This is a genomic window from Variovorax paradoxus (assembly GCF_022009635.1).
In the GTDB taxonomy this organism is placed as follows: Bacteria; Pseudomonadota; Gammaproteobacteria; order Burkholderiales; family Burkholderiaceae_C; genus Variovorax.
On record NZ_CP091716.1, the window covers coordinates 5,650,523 to 5,667,307 of the forward strand.

At 67.3% G+C, this 16,785-nt stretch carries 18 protein-coding genes; 7 read left to right on the forward strand and 11 right to left on the reverse strand.

Going from position 1 to position 16,785, the window contains the following annotated elements:
• Positions 1-22 precede the first annotated feature (22 nt).
• From motA to fliE, 11 genes are all read right to left on the reverse strand, one after another.
• A complete protein-coding gene (motA, locus tag L3V85_RS26170) occupies positions 23-883 on the reverse strand; it encodes a flagellar motor stator protein MotA (RefSeq protein ID WP_237675586.1) in 861 nt (286 codons plus the stop codon).
• Between the two features lie 66 nt (positions 884-949).
• Positions 950-1,537, reverse strand: coding sequence for a flagellar transcriptional regulator FlhC (gene flhC / locus L3V85_RS26175; RefSeq protein ID WP_081271448.1), 588 nt, complete (start codon positions 1,535-1,537; stop codon positions 950-952).
• The gene (flhD, locus tag L3V85_RS26180; RefSeq protein ID WP_414080156.1) at positions 1,534-1,938 is read right to left on the reverse strand and encodes a flagellar transcriptional regulator FlhD; all 405 of its coding nucleotides are present in this window, start codon (positions 1,936-1,938) and stop codon (positions 1,534-1,536) included. Before flhD ends, flhC begins: the two co-directional genes overlap by 4 nt.
• Before the next feature lie 306 nt (positions 1,939-2,244).
• Entirely contained in the window at positions 2,245-2,544 is a 300-nt protein-coding gene (locus L3V85_RS26185) for an EscU/YscU/HrcU family type III secretion system export apparatus switch protein (protein ID WP_237675587.1), read from the reverse strand.
• Positions 2,541-3,845 (reverse strand): flagellar hook-length control protein FliK, encoded by a 1,305-nt coding sequence (locus L3V85_RS26190; protein ID WP_237675588.1) that lies wholly within the window; start codon positions 3,843-3,845, stop codon positions 2,541-2,543. The genes L3V85_RS26185 and L3V85_RS26190 overlap by 4 nt, the downstream gene beginning before the upstream one ends.
• 29 nt (positions 3,846-3,874) lie before the next feature.
• Positions 3,875-4,147 (reverse strand): flagellar protein FliT, encoded by a 273-nt coding sequence (locus L3V85_RS26195; protein WP_237675589.1) that lies wholly within the window; start codon positions 4,145-4,147, stop codon positions 3,875-3,877.
• Positions 4,148-4,247: 100 nt separating this feature from the next.
• Complete coding sequence (gene fliS, locus L3V85_RS26200; protein ID WP_237675590.1) at positions 4,248-4,667, reverse strand: flagellar export chaperone FliS; 420 nt, start codon at positions 4,665-4,667, stop codon at positions 4,248-4,250.
• Between the two features lie 40 nt (positions 4,668-4,707).
• Positions 4,708-6,153, reverse strand: a complete 1,446-nt coding sequence (fliD, locus tag L3V85_RS26205) for a flagellar filament capping protein FliD (protein ID WP_237675591.1) — start codon at positions 6,151-6,153, stop codon at positions 4,708-4,710.
• A 66-nt stretch (positions 6,154-6,219) separates the two neighbouring features.
• Positions 6,220-6,564 carry a flagellar protein FlaG gene (locus tag L3V85_RS26210; protein WP_237675592.1) on the reverse strand — a complete coding sequence of 115 codons (345 nt, stop codon included), beginning with the start codon at positions 6,562-6,564 and terminating at the stop codon, positions 6,220-6,222.
• A 185-nt stretch (positions 6,565-6,749) separates the two neighbouring features.
• Positions 6,750-8,405 carry a FliC/FljB family flagellin gene (locus L3V85_RS26215; protein ID WP_237675593.1) on the reverse strand — a complete coding sequence of 552 codons (1,656 nt, stop codon included), beginning with the start codon at positions 8,403-8,405 and terminating at the stop codon, positions 6,750-6,752.
• 179 nt (positions 8,406-8,584) lie between these two features.
• Positions 8,585-8,905: a flagellar hook-basal body complex protein FliE gene (gene fliE / locus L3V85_RS26220; RefSeq protein ID WP_237675594.1), complete on the reverse strand. Its 321-nt coding sequence runs from the start codon at positions 8,903-8,905 to the stop codon at positions 8,585-8,587.
• Between the two features lie 290 nt (positions 8,906-9,195).
• Between fliE and fliF the strand changes: the two genes are divergently transcribed.
• The 7 genes from fliF (at position 9,196) to fliL (ending at position 16,769) form a co-directional block, all read left to right on the forward strand.
• Positions 9,196-10,932 carry a flagellar basal-body MS-ring/collar protein FliF gene (gene fliF, locus L3V85_RS26225; RefSeq protein WP_237675595.1) on the forward strand — a complete coding sequence of 579 codons (1,737 nt, stop codon included), beginning with the start codon at positions 9,196-9,198 and terminating at the stop codon, positions 10,930-10,932.
• On the forward strand, positions 10,925-11,923 hold the full coding sequence (gene fliG / locus L3V85_RS26230; RefSeq protein WP_237675596.1) for a flagellar motor switch protein FliG: 999 nt from the start codon (positions 10,925-10,927) through the stop codon (positions 11,921-11,923). Before fliF ends, fliG begins: the two co-directional genes overlap by 8 nt.
• Positions 11,910-12,728, forward strand: coding sequence for a flagellar assembly protein FliH (fliH, locus tag L3V85_RS26235; protein WP_237675597.1), 819 nt, complete (start codon positions 11,910-11,912; stop codon positions 12,726-12,728). The genes fliG and fliH overlap by 14 nt, the downstream gene beginning before the upstream one ends.
• Positions 12,729-12,733: 5 nt before the next feature.
• Entirely contained in the window at positions 12,734-14,203 is a 1,470-nt protein-coding gene (fliI, locus tag L3V85_RS26240) for a flagellar protein export ATPase FliI (RefSeq protein WP_237675598.1), read from the forward strand.
• Complete coding sequence (fliJ, locus tag L3V85_RS26245) at positions 14,200-14,655, forward strand: flagellar export protein FliJ (RefSeq protein ID WP_106937127.1); 456 nt, start codon at positions 14,200-14,202, stop codon at positions 14,653-14,655. The genes fliI and fliJ overlap by 4 nt, the downstream gene beginning before the upstream one ends.
• Positions 14,656-14,671: 16 nt before the next feature.
• Positions 14,672-16,111, forward strand: a complete 1,440-nt coding sequence (locus tag L3V85_RS26250; RefSeq protein WP_237675599.1) for a flagellar hook-length control protein FliK — start codon at positions 14,672-14,674, stop codon at positions 16,109-16,111.
• A gap of 154 nt (positions 16,112-16,265) precedes the next feature.
• Positions 16,266-16,769, forward strand: a complete 504-nt coding sequence (gene fliL / locus L3V85_RS26255; RefSeq protein ID WP_237675600.1) for a flagellar basal body-associated protein FliL — start codon at positions 16,266-16,268, stop codon at positions 16,767-16,769.
• Positions 16,770-16,785 lie beyond the last annotated feature (16 nt).

Here is a 16,785-nt window from a genome sequence, read left to right on the forward strand (position 1 = left end):
TCGCTCTTCTTTCAGCAGGGCGTCAGCGCGCCTTGACCTCGCGGACGTGGTCGTCCAGCTCGGTGAACGACGGGCGCTCGGTCGAGAACAGCACCTTGCGGCCGAACTCCACCGCCAGCTGCGGCGCATAGCCGTTCAGGCTGGCCAGCAGCGTGACCTTGGCGCACTGGTAGATCTTCATGCCCTCTTCCACCTTCTGTTCGATCAACGTGGCCAGCGGCGACACGAAGCCGTATGCCAGCAGCACGCCCAGGAAGGTGCCCACCATCGCGTGGGCAATGAGCGCACCCATCTCCGAAGGCGGCAGGTCGGCCGAGGCGAGCGCGTGCACCACGCCCATCACGGCGGCGACGATGCCCAGCGCCGGCAGCGCGTCGGCCACGCGCGAGAGGCTGTGGCCCGGCACTTCGGCCTCGTGGCGGATGGTCTCGATCTCGTGGTCCATGAGCGCCTCGATCTCGTGCGCGTCGGTGTTCCCGCTGATGACCAGGCGCAGGTAGTCGCACAGGAAGACGGTGATGCCTTCGTGCGCCATGATGTTCGGGTAGCGCTGGAAGATCTCGCTCGAGCCGGGGTCCTCGACGTCGGTCTCCAGCTTCATCATGCCCTCCTTGCGGGCCTTGGCGAGCAGCTCGTACAGCAGCGCCAGCAGGTCCATGTAGAGCTGGCGGTTGTGCTTGGAGGAGCGCAGCAGCAGCGGCAGCTCCTTGATGGTCGCCTTGATGGTCTTGCCGTTGTTGCCGGCAATGAAGGCACCCAGCGCGGAGCCGCCGATCATGAGCAACTCCACTGGCTGGAACAGGACGCCGAAGTGCCCGCCCATGAGGGCGTAGCCCCCGAACACGGCACCGATCACCACGAGATATCCAACCAGAACCAGCACGCGCTTCCCCTATCGCCCTCGGGCGTCAAACCAAAAACCCCGCGCCAGTCGGCGCGGGGCGCTTATCTAGACCGCGCCCCCGATGTCCAGCACCGGTCCCACGGAGATCAATCCGCCCCGCCGCACCTCGGCGACCTTGGGCTTGCGTGCCTTGCCCGCGCGCGAAGGCGGACGGCACAGAACACACACATAACCATTCTTGTTGTCGTGCGCATGCGCCACGAAGTGGCCGCCGCAGCGGCAGCAGGTGCTCAGCTGCAGCATGTCGCTGTCGAAGAAGCGCACCATCGTCTCGGCGCGGGTGAAGTCGAGCACCACCTCGCCGCCTTGCGAGCCGACTTGCTCGGTGTAGAGCCGATAGGCCTTGATGAGCGCGGGCAGCTCGCTCTCGTCCGCCTCGTCGAGCATGAAACGGTAGATGTTGTAGAACATCGACGAGTGAATGTTGGCCAGCCACGTCATGTACCAGTCGGTAGAGAACGGCAGCAGGCCCTTGGGCGGCGAGACACCCTTGAGTTCCTTGTACAGGCGGATCAAGCGTTCCCGGCTCAATGCGACGGCAGCCTCCAGGAACTGCAAGCGGGCACCGAGCCCGATCAGCTCGACCGCGAGCTGCACCTCTCTGACTTCGCCCAGGACGCTTTTGCGGGTCATGCGGCAGCCGCTCCAGGCTCGCGCATCTGCGATGGCGAAGCCCCTTGCGACTGCGCCTGTCGCGCGGCCATCAGGATCGACATGTGCGCCTGCTGCAGCGCGGGCTCCTTGCCCTCGCCGACCACCGCGAACATCGGGCGGTCGTCGAGCCGGAAGCTGCACAACAGGAAGTTGGATGCCGCCAGCTTGACGATCTGGCTGAGCGACATGTTCGCCAGCAAATCAGCAAGCTCGCGCCCCACTCCGAGGCGAAACATGGCCTCTGCCCGGTCTTGTTTGACCAGCTTCTGGGCAAGCAGCATATAGGCCAGATTAATCTCGCCGATTTCTTTCGAAATCACACCGTTTGCACTGAGATTGCAATTTTCCACGTCTATTTCCATTTCCGATTTCACGTCCACTTCGTGCTCCAATCAATCGTGTATACATTATATACACAAAGTTTTACACTTTGAAGTATCTGCTAAGAATCTCGGCAAAAAATGTAGGAAAAATCTGACAAGAGAGAAAGGTCTCTCCCTCGTACAGAGGGAGAATCCGCCTGGATGCGAGTGATTTTCAACCTTGAAACCACTTGTTACCGAAGGCCCTTTTCGTTAATAATTTATTCACCATGGAAATGGTATTGAAAAATACTATTACACATGTAACAGGTAAAATTACAGTTAATTATTTGAACGTTATATATCTTCATACGTTCGAATAGATTAGGTTTTCAATTGGTGTCCAGCATGTGACTCCCCTTGGCCTTCCAAGCCATAGATCCATGCCATCACTTCGGCAACCGCGCGGTACAGCTGCGGCGGGATCTGCTGGTCCAGGTTGACCTGCATCAGGAGCTTCACGAGGTCGGCGGACGCGTGCACATACAGCCCGTTCTCGCGCGCCTCTCGCATGATCGATTCGGCCACCAGGCCATAGCCCTTGGCCACGACGACGGGCGCCTTGGTCTTGTCCGCATACGACAGCGCGACCGCGCTGTTCCGGTTGTCCAGCGCGCTGTTCATGCATAGGCCTTCGCCGTGACCTGCAGCTGCTGCAGCTGCAGGCCGGCGGCCTCGAAGCGTTGGGTCAGCCGGCCGGTGTCGCCGCGCAGGCGTTCCATGGTGTCGGCCTGGCGAGCGGACAGGTGCGCCTGCACGTTGGCGCCGGTCAGGCTCAGGCGCAGGTCGACTTCGCCCAGGCGCGGCAGCACCAGCGACACGGTGGTCGACCAGCGGCGCGTGGCTTCGTCTTCCGCATCGGCGCCGCCGCGTGCGTCGGACTGCCGTTGTTCTTCCTCGATGGACCACGACATCGGCACGTCGGGCCAGGCCTGGCCGCTCCAGCGGAAATTGGCGCTGGCCAGCAGGTCGAGCTGCTGGTGCACGATCATCACGGCCTGCGGATGGATCACTTCGGCGCCGCTCGCGCCGCGCGAAGCGGGCGCGGCCACCGGGCTGTCGGACTGGCGCGCAGCCTCGGCCTGGCTCGCGCGATGCGCCTGCATGGCATCGGCGCTCACGGCTTCGGGCTGACGATAGGCTGCCTGCACGCGCGCGGCGTCGGTGGAAGGCGCCCCGTCGGCCACGCCGGAAGCGTCGCTCATACCAGACGGTGCGGAAGCATTTGGATCTGGCTTGGCATCAGGCGCCGCCGCCGTGGCGGGCGCATTCGGCACCACGCCCCCAGGCATGGACGCAGGCAGCTGTGCAGCCGCAGCAACCGATGTGGCCGGTGCGGCGACAGCCGTCGCAACCGCAGGCGCCATGTCGGGCAGGTCTGCCGGCACGGCCTGCGCCACGGCAACCGCAGCCGCCGGTCTCGCAGCCGCAAGCGGCACCGACCACTTCGCCTGCGGCTCCTGCGCCATCTGGGCCAATGTGCGGCCGCCCGCGGCGAACTCCGCCAGATGCGATTCATAGAAGAGCCCGCTGGCGGACACCGTCTGCGCCAGCGTGCCGGCCAGTGCCTGGGCACTCGCCGGCTGCCGGCCGGCCGACAACGGCGCGGCACCGCGCACCGGCCCCGGCTCCGCCTGCAGATCCGCCAGCACCGCACCGATCACGCGCGCCGCCAGCGACAACTGCGTCGCGGCCGAAGGCCCCGCCCCCGAAGAGGCATGCGCCGATCCGCCAGAGCCCGCGGCCGAAATCTGCCGGTCGAGCGCCGCGTTGGATGGCAGCCGAACGTCGTTCGCGACCTTGCCGACCGCAATGGCCGGGCCCGGAGCACCGATGGTGGTCTCGGGCTTGATGCCGAGCACGTCCAGTCGCGGCGTCAGCCGCGCGGCGAGCAACGCATCGACAAGTCCGGCAAGTGCACTCATGGTCGCGACGTTCTTTTCTCAGGCAGCCATCAGTGCGTCAGCCCGTAGGCCTTGCCCAGATTCTTCTGCTGGTTGAGATAACCCATGCGGCCGATGAGCTCGTCGAGCTGCGGCTTGATCAGGTTCGACACCTCGGTCTGTTCCACGCGGATGCGGTCGAGCAGATGCAGCACGCGCTCGACCTCCACCACGTCCAGCGTCGCGGTGGGCTCGATGATCTTGAGCCGGTCGACGATGGCCGAGCAGCGGGCCTCGAGGTCGGGCAGGCGACCCCAATCCTTGTCGCGTGCGAGCTCCAGCATCAAAGAGACGCTGGAGGCAAGCTCCTCGTAGCAATGAACGATCTCACTCCGGATTACCATCTTTTCCCTGTCTTTCCCTGTCTTCATTTGCTCTCGCGGATCAGCCGCGAACCCGGTCATCGATTTCCCGCCAGGCGGAAGCGACGTTCTCCAGCAGCCGGTCGGCCTCGTCCAGGGCCTGCACGTCGTTGTGCAGGTTGGCCCGGAACAGACGCTGCACGACATAGTCGTAAAGCGCCGACAGGTTGCTCACGAGTTCGGCACCGGCCTCGCCGGCTGCCTGTGCATCGAGTCCGGCCTTCAGGCCGTTGTCCACGATGCCGATGGCCTTCGAGATCGCTTTGCCCTTGGCTTCGATCTCGCCGGCCGCCATGTGATGCCTGGCCATGCCGATGGCGGTCTTGGCGCCATCGAAAAGCATGACGATGAGCTGGTGCGGCGACGCGCTCATCACGCTCGTTTCCACGCCGACGCGCGCATAGGCGCCGGCGCCGGTGCGCATGTTGTGGGACGTGTACATCTGTTGTTGCTCCGGACGGATCTGCGTCTTCTTGCGCGGCTTACTTGCTGCTGCTGCCCGACATCGCTTCGAACTGCTGCGTGAGGTAGTTCTTGGTGTTGTTCAGGTTGTTGATCAACACGTCGAGCTGGTTGAACTGCTTGCGGTAACGGTCGACGGTGGCGTCCACGCGCACTTGCATCGCGTCGTACTGGTCGTCGAGCTTCTTGATCGTCGAGGTCACGCCGTCGCTGGCCACCTTCAGGGCATTGGTGTTCAGGTCGGTCACGATCGCGTCGATCTGCTTGCCGTAGCCGCCCGTGCTGCCGGTGGCGCTCGAGAACAGGTTGGCCACGCCCTTCAGGTTGGCGGCCAGGGCCTTGTCGAGCTTGTCGGAGTCCACGGCCAGGGTGCCGTCCTTCTGGAAGGCCACGCCGATCTCGGTGAGCACCTTCATGTCGTTCGCACCACCGGCCTGCGGCGTGGTGAGCGCCTGGCGGATGCGCGTCTGCAGGTTGCGCAGCGTGCTGTCGCCCACCAGCGCGGCGGCGGTCTTGGTGTCGGCGTCGTATGCGGTCAGCGTCTTGGCGGTGCTCTGCAGGCTGTTGTAGGCCTTCACGAAATCGGTGATCGCCGTCTTCACGCCGGCCGAGTTCTCCTTCATCGCCAGGCCGGTCTTGCCGGTGCCCACCAGCGTCAGCGTGGTGCCCTGGATCGCGTCCTTCACGGTGTTGGTCGCGCTGACGACATCGATGCCGTTGACGTTGAGCTTGGCGTTCTGCGCCGCCGCCGTCTGCTTCAGGTTCTGGCTGCCGGCCGGGTCGTTGCTCAGCAGGCCCTGCAGCGCGGCGTCGCCGTCCACCGAAATGCGCATGCTCGACTTCTCGCCGGTCGCCGAAGAGGTCAGCACCAGGCGATTGGGCGTGCCGCTGCCGTCGTTCACGATCGCGGCCGTCACGCCCGCCTTGGCGCCGTTGATGGCGTCGCGAATGCCTTCCAGCGTGTTGTTGCTCGAATCGATGGTGATCGACTTGGCGGGCTGGCTCGAATCCGCGGTGAAGGTGGCGCCGGTGTACTGGCCGGTGGTGGCGTTGAGCGTGCCGCCCGAGATGGCGCCGAAGTCGATGGTGATCTTGCCGCTGCCGATGGCGGTCTTCGAATCGGCCTGGCCTGCGCTGACCAGGGTCTGCGCCTGTGCGAGCTGACCCACGTCGATGGTGTAGTTGCCGGCCGAGCTCACGTCGGTGGAAGAGGCGGAAAGAATGCCGCTGACCGTGGGCGTGCCGGTCACGCTCTGGAACAGCGTCGGGTCGCCCAGCTTCTTGGCGGCCGCCTGCAGCGTGCCGAGCGCGCTCTGGATCGTGCCGTAGGCCGACAGCTTGCTCGTGTAGCTCTTGGCCTTGGCCTGTAGCGCCACCAGAGGCTGGCTTTCGGCGGTCTGCAGCTGCGTGAGCAAGGTGGCAAGGTCTAGATTGGCGCCGACGCCAAGACTGCTGATGGTTGCCATGTGAGTTCTTTCCTGTCCTGTATGTGAGAGTGCTGCCGCTGGAGATGAAAACCGTGTGCCGCGGCCTCAGGCCGCGTGGTCCACCAGCAGGCCCTTGCCGTCGCTCATCAGCTTCGCGATGCGCACGACTTCTTCATTGGGAATCTGGCGGATGACCTCGCCGCTGGCGCGGTCCACCACCTTGATGATCACTTTGTCGGTGTCCTTGTCGACCTCGAACTTCAGGCCGACCTCGCGCAGCGCCAGCGCCTCGTTCACCTGGCGCACCGCCTGCTCGACCTGAACCGGCGTTGCGTCGTCCTTCGCGTCGTCCTTCAGTTCGGTTGCCGCACCGGCGGCCGCGTCGCGTGCACCGGACCCGCCGACGAGCAGCTGCGTCCACTGGTTTTCCTTCACGGGAGTCGCCGGCATCGGGTTCAACATCATTTCCACCTTGTTTTGCTGGGTTCGCTGTCCTCTGCGGCCTCGCCCGTCGGGGGCATGGCCGCAGAGGACAGCGCAGGCGCTCCCGGCTTGCTCCGGTTGCCTGCGCCCACCGGACCCCACCCTTTCGGGAGGGGCCCGGCATTTCCTTGCTACTGACTAGACCTTGTCGATCAACGCAGGAGCGACAGCACGCCTTGCGTGGTCTGGTTGGCTTGCGACAGCACCGAGGTACCTGCTTGTTGCAGGATCTGGGCGCGCGTCATGTTCGACACTTCAACTGCGTAGTCGGCGTCTTCGATGCGCGAACGCGACGAGGACAGGTTGGTCACCGTGGTGCCGAGGTTGGCGATCACCGAGTCGAAACGGTTCTGCACCGCGCCCAGCGAGCCGCGCAGCGTGTCGACCTTGGCCAGGGCTGCGTCCAGGGCAGCCAGCGGGTCCGTCGTCTTGGTGCCCTTGCTGGTCGTGTCCGTGGTCAGCTTGCCAGCCGAGTTGATGTATGCCGTGGCGCCGACTTGGGCCGCGTACTTGCCGGTACCGGTCGTCGAGGCAACGGTCACTTCGCCGTTGACTGCGTTGACTGCGTAGTCGGTGGTGTACGACGCGGTCTTGGTCATTTCCTTGTCGTTGTCCATGTACGTGTCGCTGGACTGGCCACCGGCCGCAGCGAACGTCACGGTCGAGGCGAAGATGCCCTGGCCGAGGTTGACCGTCGAAGCGGCGCCGGCAACGGCGGTCTTGACGTCGTCCTTCGACACCGTCTTGGTGTACGTGAAGCCGGAGTTGGCGCCGGCAGCGAAGTTGTAGGTCGTGCCGTTGAGCTTGATGCTCGAAGCGCCGGTGCCGGTGTCGGCACCGCCGAACAGCGTTGCAGCCGTGGCTGCCGGAGGAGCGCCGACGTTGTTGGTCGTCAGGTTGCCGCCGGAGATGTAGGCAGCCTGGCCGCCGATCGTGATCGCGCCCGCGCTGTCGACTTCGAAGTTGGTGGAGCCCGAGGCGCCCGTGAAGGTGCCCGTGAACTTGTTGCCGGCCGTCGGCAGCAGCGTTGCGGCGAAAGCCGTGGTCGGGCCGCCCGTGGCGACAGTGGCGGTCGTGGTGAAGTTGCCGGCGGTTGCGTCGTACTTGTAGGTGGTCGCGCCCACGACAGCGGTGTTGCCGTCTTGCATGGCGTCGACTGCCTGCTCGGCCGTCACCTTGGCGAAGCTGGTCGTCACGGTGTAGGGGCCCGTGCCGGTAGCGCCAGCCTTGGTCAGGTCGTTGACGTTGGCCTTGGTGTTGGCGGAAACGCCCTTGCCGTTGACGTTGAAGCCGTCCAGGCCCAGCGTCTTGGCGCTGATTTCCTGCAGGTCGATGTCGATGGTTTCGCCATCGTTCGCGCCGACTTGCACGGTCAGCTTGCCGGCGTTGGCCGACAGAACCTTGACGCCGTTGAACTGGGTCTGGTTCGACACGCGGTTGATTTCGTCCAGGCGCTGGGTGATTTCGCCTTGGATCGAGTCCAGGTCGGTTGCCGAGTTCGTGCCCGTGCCGGCTTGCACCGACAGTTCGCGGATGCGCTGCAGGTTGTTGTTGACTTCGGTCAGTGCGCCTTCGGTCGTTTGAGCGATCGAGATGCCGTCGTTGGCGTTGCGCGTTGCTTGCGTCAGGCCCTTGATGTTGGCCGTGAAGCGGTTGGCGATGGCCTGGCCGGCTGCATCATCCTTGGCGCTGTTGATGCGCATGCCCGACGACAGGCGCCCGATGGCGCTGTTCAGTGCCGCTTGCGACTTGTTCAGGTTGTTCTGCGTGAGCAGAGAAAGGCTGTTCGTGTTGATGACTTGCGCCATGTTCGACTCCTGATTGATGAAAAAAGGTTGTGGACTCCGGCTTTCGGCCGTAACGCTGGACCCGCTTCCACTGTGAGACTCAAGCCATCGTTGATTTGGTTATCGGCCGGAGCTTTCAAACATTTAGGGCGGCGTACAAAAAAGTTCCCGGCCCCGCCGGGCACCACAACCCCCTCTCATCAGGCCTGCAGGCTCATCACCTCCTGGTAGGCGCCGACCAGGCGGTTGCGCACCTGCAATCCGGTCTGGAACGCCACGTTGGCCTTCTGCAGGTCGACCATCACGTCGTTGAGCGCCACGCCGGGCTTGCCCATTTCGAAGGACTCGGCCTGCGCATAGGCGCTTTGCTGCGCGTTGCTGATATTGGCAAGCGAGCGCTTGAGCTCGGCGGCAAAGCCGCCGTTGGCCTCGGCCGGCGCGGCGCCCGTGGGCGCGATGCCTGTGTTGAGCGCGGTGACGCGCATCTGCTGCAGGACGGATTCGATGGCGCTGATCGACATGGGGTTCTTCCTCTTTGAACACTTCTGCGTGACTTGACAAGGAGGGACCAAAGCCCCTCGGCCTGCACGCAGCGTATCAAGGGAAGACCCGGATTCAAGCGCCCAACTGAGGGCAAAAACCCTGGCTGTTCGGCCATTCGAATTCCTTGCGCCTGTTGACAATCGTTCGCGAAACGACAAGGCCGCGGACGACATCACCGGCCATCCGGAATGACATCTCAACACCGAATTTCTTCTCTCGACATGGCTTTCGACCCCAGCGGCCGCCCGGCCATGACCAAGGTGCCCGCATGAGCACGGCGGCACCCGCCGGCGAGTTGCCGGCGGCCGGAAACGGCCTGCCACCGATCCTGGAACGCCTTCGCGCGCAGCCCAAGCTGCCGCTGATCGTCGGCGGCGCGGCCCTGGTGGCCGCGGCCGCCGCGTTCGCGCTGTGGAGCCGCGGGCCCGACTACAAGGTGCTCTATACCAATGTGTCGGACCGCGACGGTGGCGCGATCATCGCGTCGCTGCAGCAGATGAACGTGCCCTACAAGTTCGCCGAAGGCGGCGGCGCGATTCTGATCGCCGGAGACAAGGTCGCGGAAACGCGCCTCAAGCTCGCGGCCCAGGGCTTGCCCAAGGCCGGCGGCGTCGGCTTCGAACTGATGGACAACCAGAAGTTCGGCACCAGCCAGTTCGCCGAGCAGGTCAATTACCAGCGCGGGCTGGAAGGCGAGCTGGCGCGCTCCATCGAATCGATCGGCAGCATCGAGTCGGCCCGGGTGCACCTGGCGCTGCCCAAGCCCTCGCTCTTCGTGCGCGACCAGAAGAAGCCCTCGGCCTCCGTGGTGCTGAACCTGATGCGCGGACGCAGCATCGACGAAGGTCAGGTCAGCGCCATCGTGCACATGGTCTCCAGCAGCGTGCCCGACCTCGACGCCAAGAGCGTTACGGTGGTCGACCAGCGCGGCAACCTGCTGTCTTCCGCGCGCGGCACCGACCGCGGGCTGGACGTGAGCCAGCTCAAGTATGCGCAGGAGATCGAGCAGAACTACATCCGCCGCATCGAGGCCATCCTGCAACCCATCGTGGGCGCGAACAACGTGCGCGCGCAGGTGGCGGCCGAGATCGATTTCTCGGTGGTGGAACACACCGACGAGAAGTACAAGCCCAACCAGGACCCGGCCCAGGCCGCCGTGCGCAGCCAGCAGTCGAGCGAGTCGGCGCAGCACAACGGCGCCCCGCCCGGCGGCGTGCCCGGCGCGCTGACCAACCAGCCGCCGGTGAACCCGACGGCGCCCATCGTCGGCCCGCGCGCGCCCAATGCCCCCGGCACCCCGCCACCCGGAACGCCTGGCGCGCCCGGCACCCCCGGCGCCCAGGGCGCGACCACCGCCTCCACCGCAGGCGCGGCCACCGGCCCGAGCAGCACCCGCAAGGACACCACCACCAACTACGAGCTCGACCGCACCATCCGCCACGTGCAGCAGGCTGCCGGCGGCGTGAAGCGGCTGTCGGTCGCGGTGGTCGTGAACAACCGCGACGCGACCGATGCCGCTGGCAAGGTCAACAGCCGCGCGCTCACGCCGGCCGAGCTGGAGCAGATCCGCAACCTCGCCAAGGAAGCCATGGGCTTCAGCCAGGACCGCGGCGACTCGCTCAACGTGGTCAACAGCGCCTTCGCCCGCGACGCCGACAGCGGCCCCGCACCCGAAGTGCCGTTCTGGCGCGACCGCGAGAACATCGAGATCGGCAAGACGGTGGGCCAGTACCTGTTCTATGCGCTGCTCGCACTGTTCGCCTGGCTGGCCGTGCTGCGGCCGCTGACGCGCCGCCATGCGCCCGCCGCGCCGACCCCGGTGCCGGTGGCCGAGCAGGAGCCGGCCGTCGAACCCGATGTCAACGCGCAGTCGGCCGAGGAAAGCCTGCGCGAACGCGAGGCCAACCGCAAGAAGGCCGACATGGACTATGCCCACCAGATCGGCGACAAGGATCCCAAACTGGTGGCCGCCCTGATCCAGCACTGGATGAACACCGATGAGTAGTGAACTGGGAACCCGCAAGAGCGCCATCTTGCTGATGGCGCTGGGCGAAGACCGCGCCGCCGCCGCACTGCACCAGCTGCCCACCTCCGAGGTGCAGGCGCTGGGCCTGGCGATGTCGAAGCTGACGTCCGTCTCCAAGGAAGAGCTGGCCGCCGTGCTGGCCGAATTCCGCGAGGAGACGGAGCAGCTGTCGGCACTGCACCTGGGCTCGACCAGCTACATCCGCGCGGTGCTGAAGAAGGCGCTGGGCGACGACCGCGCCAGCAACCTGCTGGAAGACATCCTGCAGCCCGACGAGCCGCGCGGCGGCATCGAGCGGCTCAACGAGCTCGAGGCCGGCGAAGTGGCCGAGCTCATTCGCGACGAGCATCCGCAGATCCTCGCGACGTTGGTGGTGCACCTGGACCGCATGAAGGCTTCCGAAGTGCTCGAGAAGCTGCCCACCCGCCTGCGCCACGACGTGATCATGCGGGTGGCCACCCTCGGCGGCGTGCAGCCCTCGGCGCTGAAGGAGCTGACCGACGTGCTGACCGAAATGCTCGCGGGCCAGGGCGTGCGACGCAACCGCCTGGGCGGCGTGCGCACGGCGGCCGAGATCGTCAACCTGATGAGCACCGCGGTGGAAGAAGAAGCCATCGCCCATGTGCGCGAAAAGGACGAGGCGCTGGCACAGCGCATCGTCGACGAGATGTTCGTGTTCGAGAACCTGCTGGGCCTCGAAGACCGCAGCATCCAGCGCCTGCTCAAGGACATCGAGTCCGACTCGCTCATCATCGCGCTCAAGGGCGCGCCGATGGAGCTGCGCGACAAGTTCCTCAACAACATGTCGCAACGCGCCGCCGAAACGCTGCGCGAGGACATGGAGCTGCGCGGTCCCGTGCGCGTGTCGCAGGTCGAGACCGAACAGAAGGCCATCCTGCAGGTCGCCCGCCGTCTGGCGGAGGCCGGCGAAATCGTGATTGCTGCACCTGGCACCGATGACTTCGTCTGACACCAACAGCGCATTCGGCGACTCGCGCGAACGCCTCGCCGCCATCCACGCCGCCGCGCGCCATGCGGCGGCCCCAGCCAAGCCCGCGCTCTCGGCCTGGGAGCGCTGGGAAATGGGCACGCTCGACGGCGGCAAGCCGCCGGCCAGGCGCAAGGCCGCCGAACGCAACGGACAGCACGGCAATGCCAACGGCAGCGCCCTCGCCCTGCCGCCCGCGCCGCCGCCCGCTCCCAAGATCGACCTGGCCGAGCTGGCCCGCATCCGCAAGGACGCACGCGCCGCCGGCGAGGCCGACGGCCGCGCCGCGGGGCTGGCCGAAGGCCGCAAGACCGGCCACACCGAAGGCCTGGCCACCGGCCTGGCCGCCGCCAGCGTGCATGCGGAACGCCTGCGCGCACTGGCGCAGTCGCTGCCCGACGCGCTGCACCGCGCCGAAAGCGAACTGGCCGAGACCGTGCTGGCGCTTGCGCTCGACGTGGCACGCCAGGTGGTGCACCGCACGCTGAAGACCGACCCCGAATGGGTGCTGCCGGTGGTGCGCGACATGCTGAACACCGAGCCCGCATTGCGCGGCGAACCGCGCCTGCTGCTGCACCCCGACGATGTCGCGCTGGTGCGCAACAGCCTGGGCGAGGAAATCGAGGCCGCCGGCTGGCAGATGCGCGCCGACGACCACATCGAACGCGGCGGCTGCCGCGTGCAGTCGGCCAACGGCGAACTCGACGGCACGCTGCAGACCCGCTGGAAGCGCGTGGCCGCCGCCGTGCGCGGCACCGGCGACGACGGCGAAGCCGAGACCTTCTGAGCGCCATGCAGACCGCCACCGCCGCCAATCCCCATCTGCAGACCGTGCGCGCCGCGCTGGAAAAAGCGCGCGGCAATGTCGCGCGCTGCGAAACCACCACCGCCTCGGGCCGCCTCACGCGCGCCGTCGGGCTGGTGCTCGAAGCGGTCGGCCTGCAACTGCCCGTGGGCAGCGACTGCCTGATCGAGCTGCCGCCCGGCAACGCACAGCGCTATGCCGAAGCGGAAGTCGTGGGCTTCGCCGGCGACCGCCTGTTCCTGATGTCCCAGACCGAAGTGGCGGGCCTGCTGCCCGGCGCGCGCGTGTTCGCGCGGCCCGGCGCGCTGGAGCCCGGCGCCAGCGGCGACGCCCACACCAAGCGCCTGCCGGTGGGCGAAGGCATGCTCGGCCGCGTGGTCGACGCGGCCGGCCGCCCGCTCGACGGACTGGGCCCGCTCGACGTGGCGCGCAAGGTGCCGCTGAGCTCGCCGCCCATCAACCCGCTGTCGCGCGCGCCGATCGATTCGGTGCTCGACGTCGGCGTGCGCGCCATCAACGCCATGCTCACCGTCGGCCGCGGCCAGCGCATGGGCCTGTTCGCCGGCTCCGGCGTGGGCAAGAGCGTGCTGCTGGGCATGATGGCCCGCTACACCAGCGCCGAAGTCATCGTGGTCGGCCTGATCGGCGAACGCGGCCGCGAAGTGAAGGATTTCATCGAGAACACGCTGGGCGAGGAAGGCCTGGCGCGCGCCGTGGTGGTGGCCGCGCCGGCCGACAACTCGCCGCTGCTGCGCCTGCAGGGCGCGGCCTACGCCACCTGCCTGGCCGAGTACTTCCGCGACCGCGGCAAGGACGTGCTGCTCATCATGGACTCGCTCACCCGCTATGCGATGGCGCAGCGCGAGATCGCGCTGGCCGTGGGCGAGCCGCCCGCCACCAAAGGCTACCCGCCTTCGGTGTTCGCGCGGCTGCCCGCGCTGGTGGAGCGCGCCGGCAACGGCTCGCGCGACGCGCAGGGCCGCGGCGGCTCCATCACCGCCTTCTACACGGTGCTGTCCGAAGGCGATGACCAGCAGGACCCGATCGCCGACTCGGCGCGCGCCATTCTCGACGGGCACGTGGTGCTCTCGCGCACGCTGGCCGAGGCCGGGCACTACCCGGCCATCGACATCGAGGCCTCCATCAGCCGCGCCATGACCGCGCTGATTCCGTCGTCGCAATTCGACGTGGTGCGCCGCTTCAAGCAGATGCTGTCGCGCTACCAGCGCAACCGCGACCTGATCAGCGTGGGCGCCTACGCGCCCGGCCACGACCTGCAGCTGGACAAGGCCATCGCGATGTACCCGCGCATCGAGGCCTTCCTGCAGCAGTCGATGGACGAGCGCACCGGCTACGAAGACGCGATCGCGCAGCTCGAGCACCTGTTCGAGGCCGAGCCCGCATCCACGCAAGGCTTCGATTCCAGGACATCCAACACCAAGAGATTCCAGACATGACACGCAAGCTCCCCCTCGGCATGCTGATCGACCTGGCGCACACGCAGACCGACGATGCTGCGCGGCGCCTGGGCGCACTGCAGAGCGCGCACCTCAACGCCAGCCAGAAGCTGGAACTGCTGCTGCAATACCGGCAGGACTATCACGACCAGCTCGATGCGCTGATGCGCGGCGGCCTGCCCTCTTCGCAGTGGCGCAACTACCGCAACTTCCTGGGCACGCTGGACGGCGCCATCGAGCAGCAGCGCGCCATCGCCGCGCAGACCGAGACCCGGCTCGACAACGGCCGCACCGACTGGCAACACCAGAAGCGCCGCCTGAGTTCGTTCGACACCCTGGCCGAGCGCGTGCGCATGCAGGAGCTGATGGCCGAAGCCAAGCGCGAGCAGCGCGACAGCGACGAGCGCGCGGCGCGCAAGTTCTTCGACCGCGCGTCGCACCCGACCCTTTGAATCTCCAGGAAACGACATGCCACCCATGATCACGCCCTCCGTCGTCGCCAACGGGTCTTCGGCGCCTTCGTCTGCCGCGCAGGCCGGCCAGCGCGGCCGTGGCACGGACGACGCGCAAGGCGCCAGCTTCGGCGCCGCACTCGACCGCTCGCGGGCCGGCAACCGCAATGCCGCCGCATCGCGGGACGGCGCCGCGCCGTCCACCGACATCGCCTCCGCCGACCGCAAGACCGTGCGCAAGCCGGGCACCGATGAAGACACCAAGGACGCCCCGCTGCCGGCCGACCCGAACCTCGCGTTCCTCGCGCCGGCGCACACGCCGCTGCACGCGCTGACGCTGGCCGGACGCGCCAGCGCCCAGGCAGCGCGCGGCACGAACGCCGCCGACACGGCAACGGCCGCAGGCGCCGCCGACGCACCGCTGGAAACCGCCGTGCAGGACCCGATGGCCAAGGCGCTGCCCGACGACGCCACCTTGAGCGCCGACGCCAAGCTCGCGCCCGACGCCGACAAGGCCATCGCCAAGACCGCCGACCTGCAAGCCCTGGCCAAGGACGCCGCCGCCGCCAAGCCCGGCGCGCCCGGCAGCCAGCCTCCCGCCGATGCTTCACCGGCCACGGCGCTGCACGACATCGCCAGCGCGGCTGTCGCGGCGCAGACGGTCGCTGTCGGAACCACTAAGCCCGCCGCATCCGCGGGCGCTCCGGTCGGCACCGCCGCTTCGGGCCGCGCCGCTTCCGGGCGCACCGCGGCGAGCGCCGCCACGGCCGAGCAACTGGCCGGCGCCGCGCAGTCGAAGGCAGCCACCGCCGACACCAAGGCAGCCGCGCTGCCCGTGGCCGCGACGGCCGCCGCCACCGGCGGCGACGACGCACAGTCCACCCCCACGCCCATCGCCATCCAGCAGGGCGCCACGGTGACGGCCTCGGCCGAACGCAGCGCCGACGCCCCGGCCACGCGCCCCGGCGCGCACACCATCGCCCCCGAAGTCGGCAGCGAGAAGTGGGCGCCGGCGCTCGGCCAGCAACTGGCGCGCATGAGCACCACCGGCCATCACACGGCCGAACTCAACCTCAACCCCGCCGGGCTCGGTCCGCTGAAGGTCACGCTGTCGATCGGCGACAACCAGGCGCAGGCCATGTTCGTGTCGGCCCATGAAAGCGTGCGCAAGGCCGTCGAGGCCGCGCTGCCGCAGCTGCGCAACTCGCTCTCCGAGCAGGGCATCACGCTGGGCCAGACCTCCGTCGGCGCGGAAGCCCGCCAGTCGTTCGGCCAGGACGCAGCCTTCGCGCAGCAGAACCAGCAGCATCAGCAGCAAGCCGCCCGCCAGCAAGGCGGGCCGTCCTACCCTGGCGCCGGCCGTGCCGGCAGCAGCATGGCCGCCGAGCCCGTGGCCGCCGCGCGTGCGAGCCTTGCCGGCAACCACGCACGCTCGGGCGTCGACACCTTCGCCTGAGGCCAAGAAAACCACCCTGCCCTCGCCTGCCCGCGGCGGCGCCCTCACCGGCGCCGCGCAATGAACGGATGTGAAGCGTCTTTTCGCGCTTGTTCGGCCGTTCATTCGCGAGGGACTTCGCAAAGAATAGATCGGACAAGTTAAACGCTTCACCATGGCTACCTCCTCTTCCGCCGCCAACGCCATTCCCGCCGACACGGGCTCACGCCGCTCCTCGAAGCTGCTCATCGGACTGCTCATCGCCGCCGGCCTCGTCGTCGCCGGCGGGGCCGCCTATGTGCTCGTTCCGCGCTTCATGGGCTCGCCCGCCACCGCCGAAGCCGCCAAGGCGCCGGTGCCGGAGAAGCCGATCTTCCTGATGCTCGATCCGCTGACCGTCAACCTGCAGTCCGAGGGCCGCGGCCGCTTCCTGCAGATCGGCATGGCGCTGCGCGTGCGCGACGAGCAGACCAAGGCCCAGCTGGTCGAGTTCATGCCCGAGGTGCGCAGCCGCCTGCTGCTGCTGCTGTCGAACCGCGCGCCCGACTCCATCGTGTCGCCGGAAGACAAGGCCAAGCTGGCCGAGGAGATCCGCAAGGCGCTGAGCACGCCGCTGACCGCGGGCTCGCCCGAGCTGGGCATCTCCAGCGTCTCGTTCAACACGTTCGTCGTGCAGTGACCACCCTTTCCTCCAG

What these genes read in the sequence shown, in the direction of transcription:
- flhC (WP_081271448.1), bottom strand. Translation starts at nt 1,537, where the DNA reads ATGACCCGCAAAAGCGTCCTGGGCGAAGTCAGAGAGGTGCAGCTCGCG.
- L3V85_RS26185 (WP_237675587.1), bottom strand. Translation starts at nt 2,544, where the DNA reads ATGAACAGCGCGCTGGACAACCGGAACAGCGCGGTCGCGCTGTCGTAT.
- L3V85_RS26190 (WP_237675588.1), bottom strand. Translation starts at nt 3,845, where the DNA reads ATGAGTGCACTTGCCGGACTTGTCGATGCGTTGCTCGCCGCGCGGCTG.
- L3V85_RS26195 (WP_237675589.1), bottom strand. Translation starts at nt 4,147, where the DNA reads ATGCTGGAGCTCGCACGCGACAAGGATTGGGGTCGCCTGCCCGACCTC.
- fliS (WP_237675590.1), bottom strand. Translation starts at nt 4,667, where the DNA reads ATGTACACGTCCCACAACATGCGCACCGGCGCCGGCGCCTATGCGCGC.
- fliD (WP_237675591.1), bottom strand. Translation starts at nt 6,153, where the DNA reads ATGGCAACCATCAGCAGTCTTGGCGTCGGCGCCAATCTAGACCTTGCC.
- L3V85_RS26210 (WP_237675592.1), bottom strand. Translation starts at nt 6,564, where the DNA reads ATGCCGGCGACTCCCGTGAAGGAAAACCAGTGGACGCAGCTGCTCGTC.
- L3V85_RS26215 (WP_237675593.1), bottom strand. Translation starts at nt 8,405, where the DNA reads ATGGCGCAAGTCATCAACACGAACAGCCTTTCTCTGCTCACGCAGAAC.
- fliE (WP_237675594.1), bottom strand. Translation starts at nt 8,905, where the DNA reads ATGTCGATCAGCGCCATCGAATCCGTCCTGCAGCAGATGCGCGTCACC.
- fliF (WP_237675595.1), top strand. Translation starts at nt 9,196, where the DNA reads ATGAGCACGGCGGCACCCGCCGGCGAGTTGCCGGCGGCCGGAAACGGC.
- fliG (WP_237675596.1), top strand. Translation starts at nt 10,925, where the DNA reads ATGAGTAGTGAACTGGGAACCCGCAAGAGCGCCATCTTGCTGATGGCG.
- fliH (WP_237675597.1), top strand. Translation starts at nt 11,910, where the DNA reads ATGACTTCGTCTGACACCAACAGCGCATTCGGCGACTCGCGCGAACGC.
- fliI (WP_237675598.1), top strand. Translation starts at nt 12,734, where the DNA reads ATGCAGACCGCCACCGCCGCCAATCCCCATCTGCAGACCGTGCGCGCC.
- fliJ (WP_106937127.1), top strand. Translation starts at nt 14,200, where the DNA reads ATGACACGCAAGCTCCCCCTCGGCATGCTGATCGACCTGGCGCACACG.
- L3V85_RS26250 (WP_237675599.1), top strand. Translation starts at nt 14,672, where the DNA reads ATGCCACCCATGATCACGCCCTCCGTCGTCGCCAACGGGTCTTCGGCG.
- fliL (WP_237675600.1), top strand. Translation starts at nt 16,266, where the DNA reads ATGGCTACCTCCTCTTCCGCCGCCAACGCCATTCCCGCCGACACGGGC.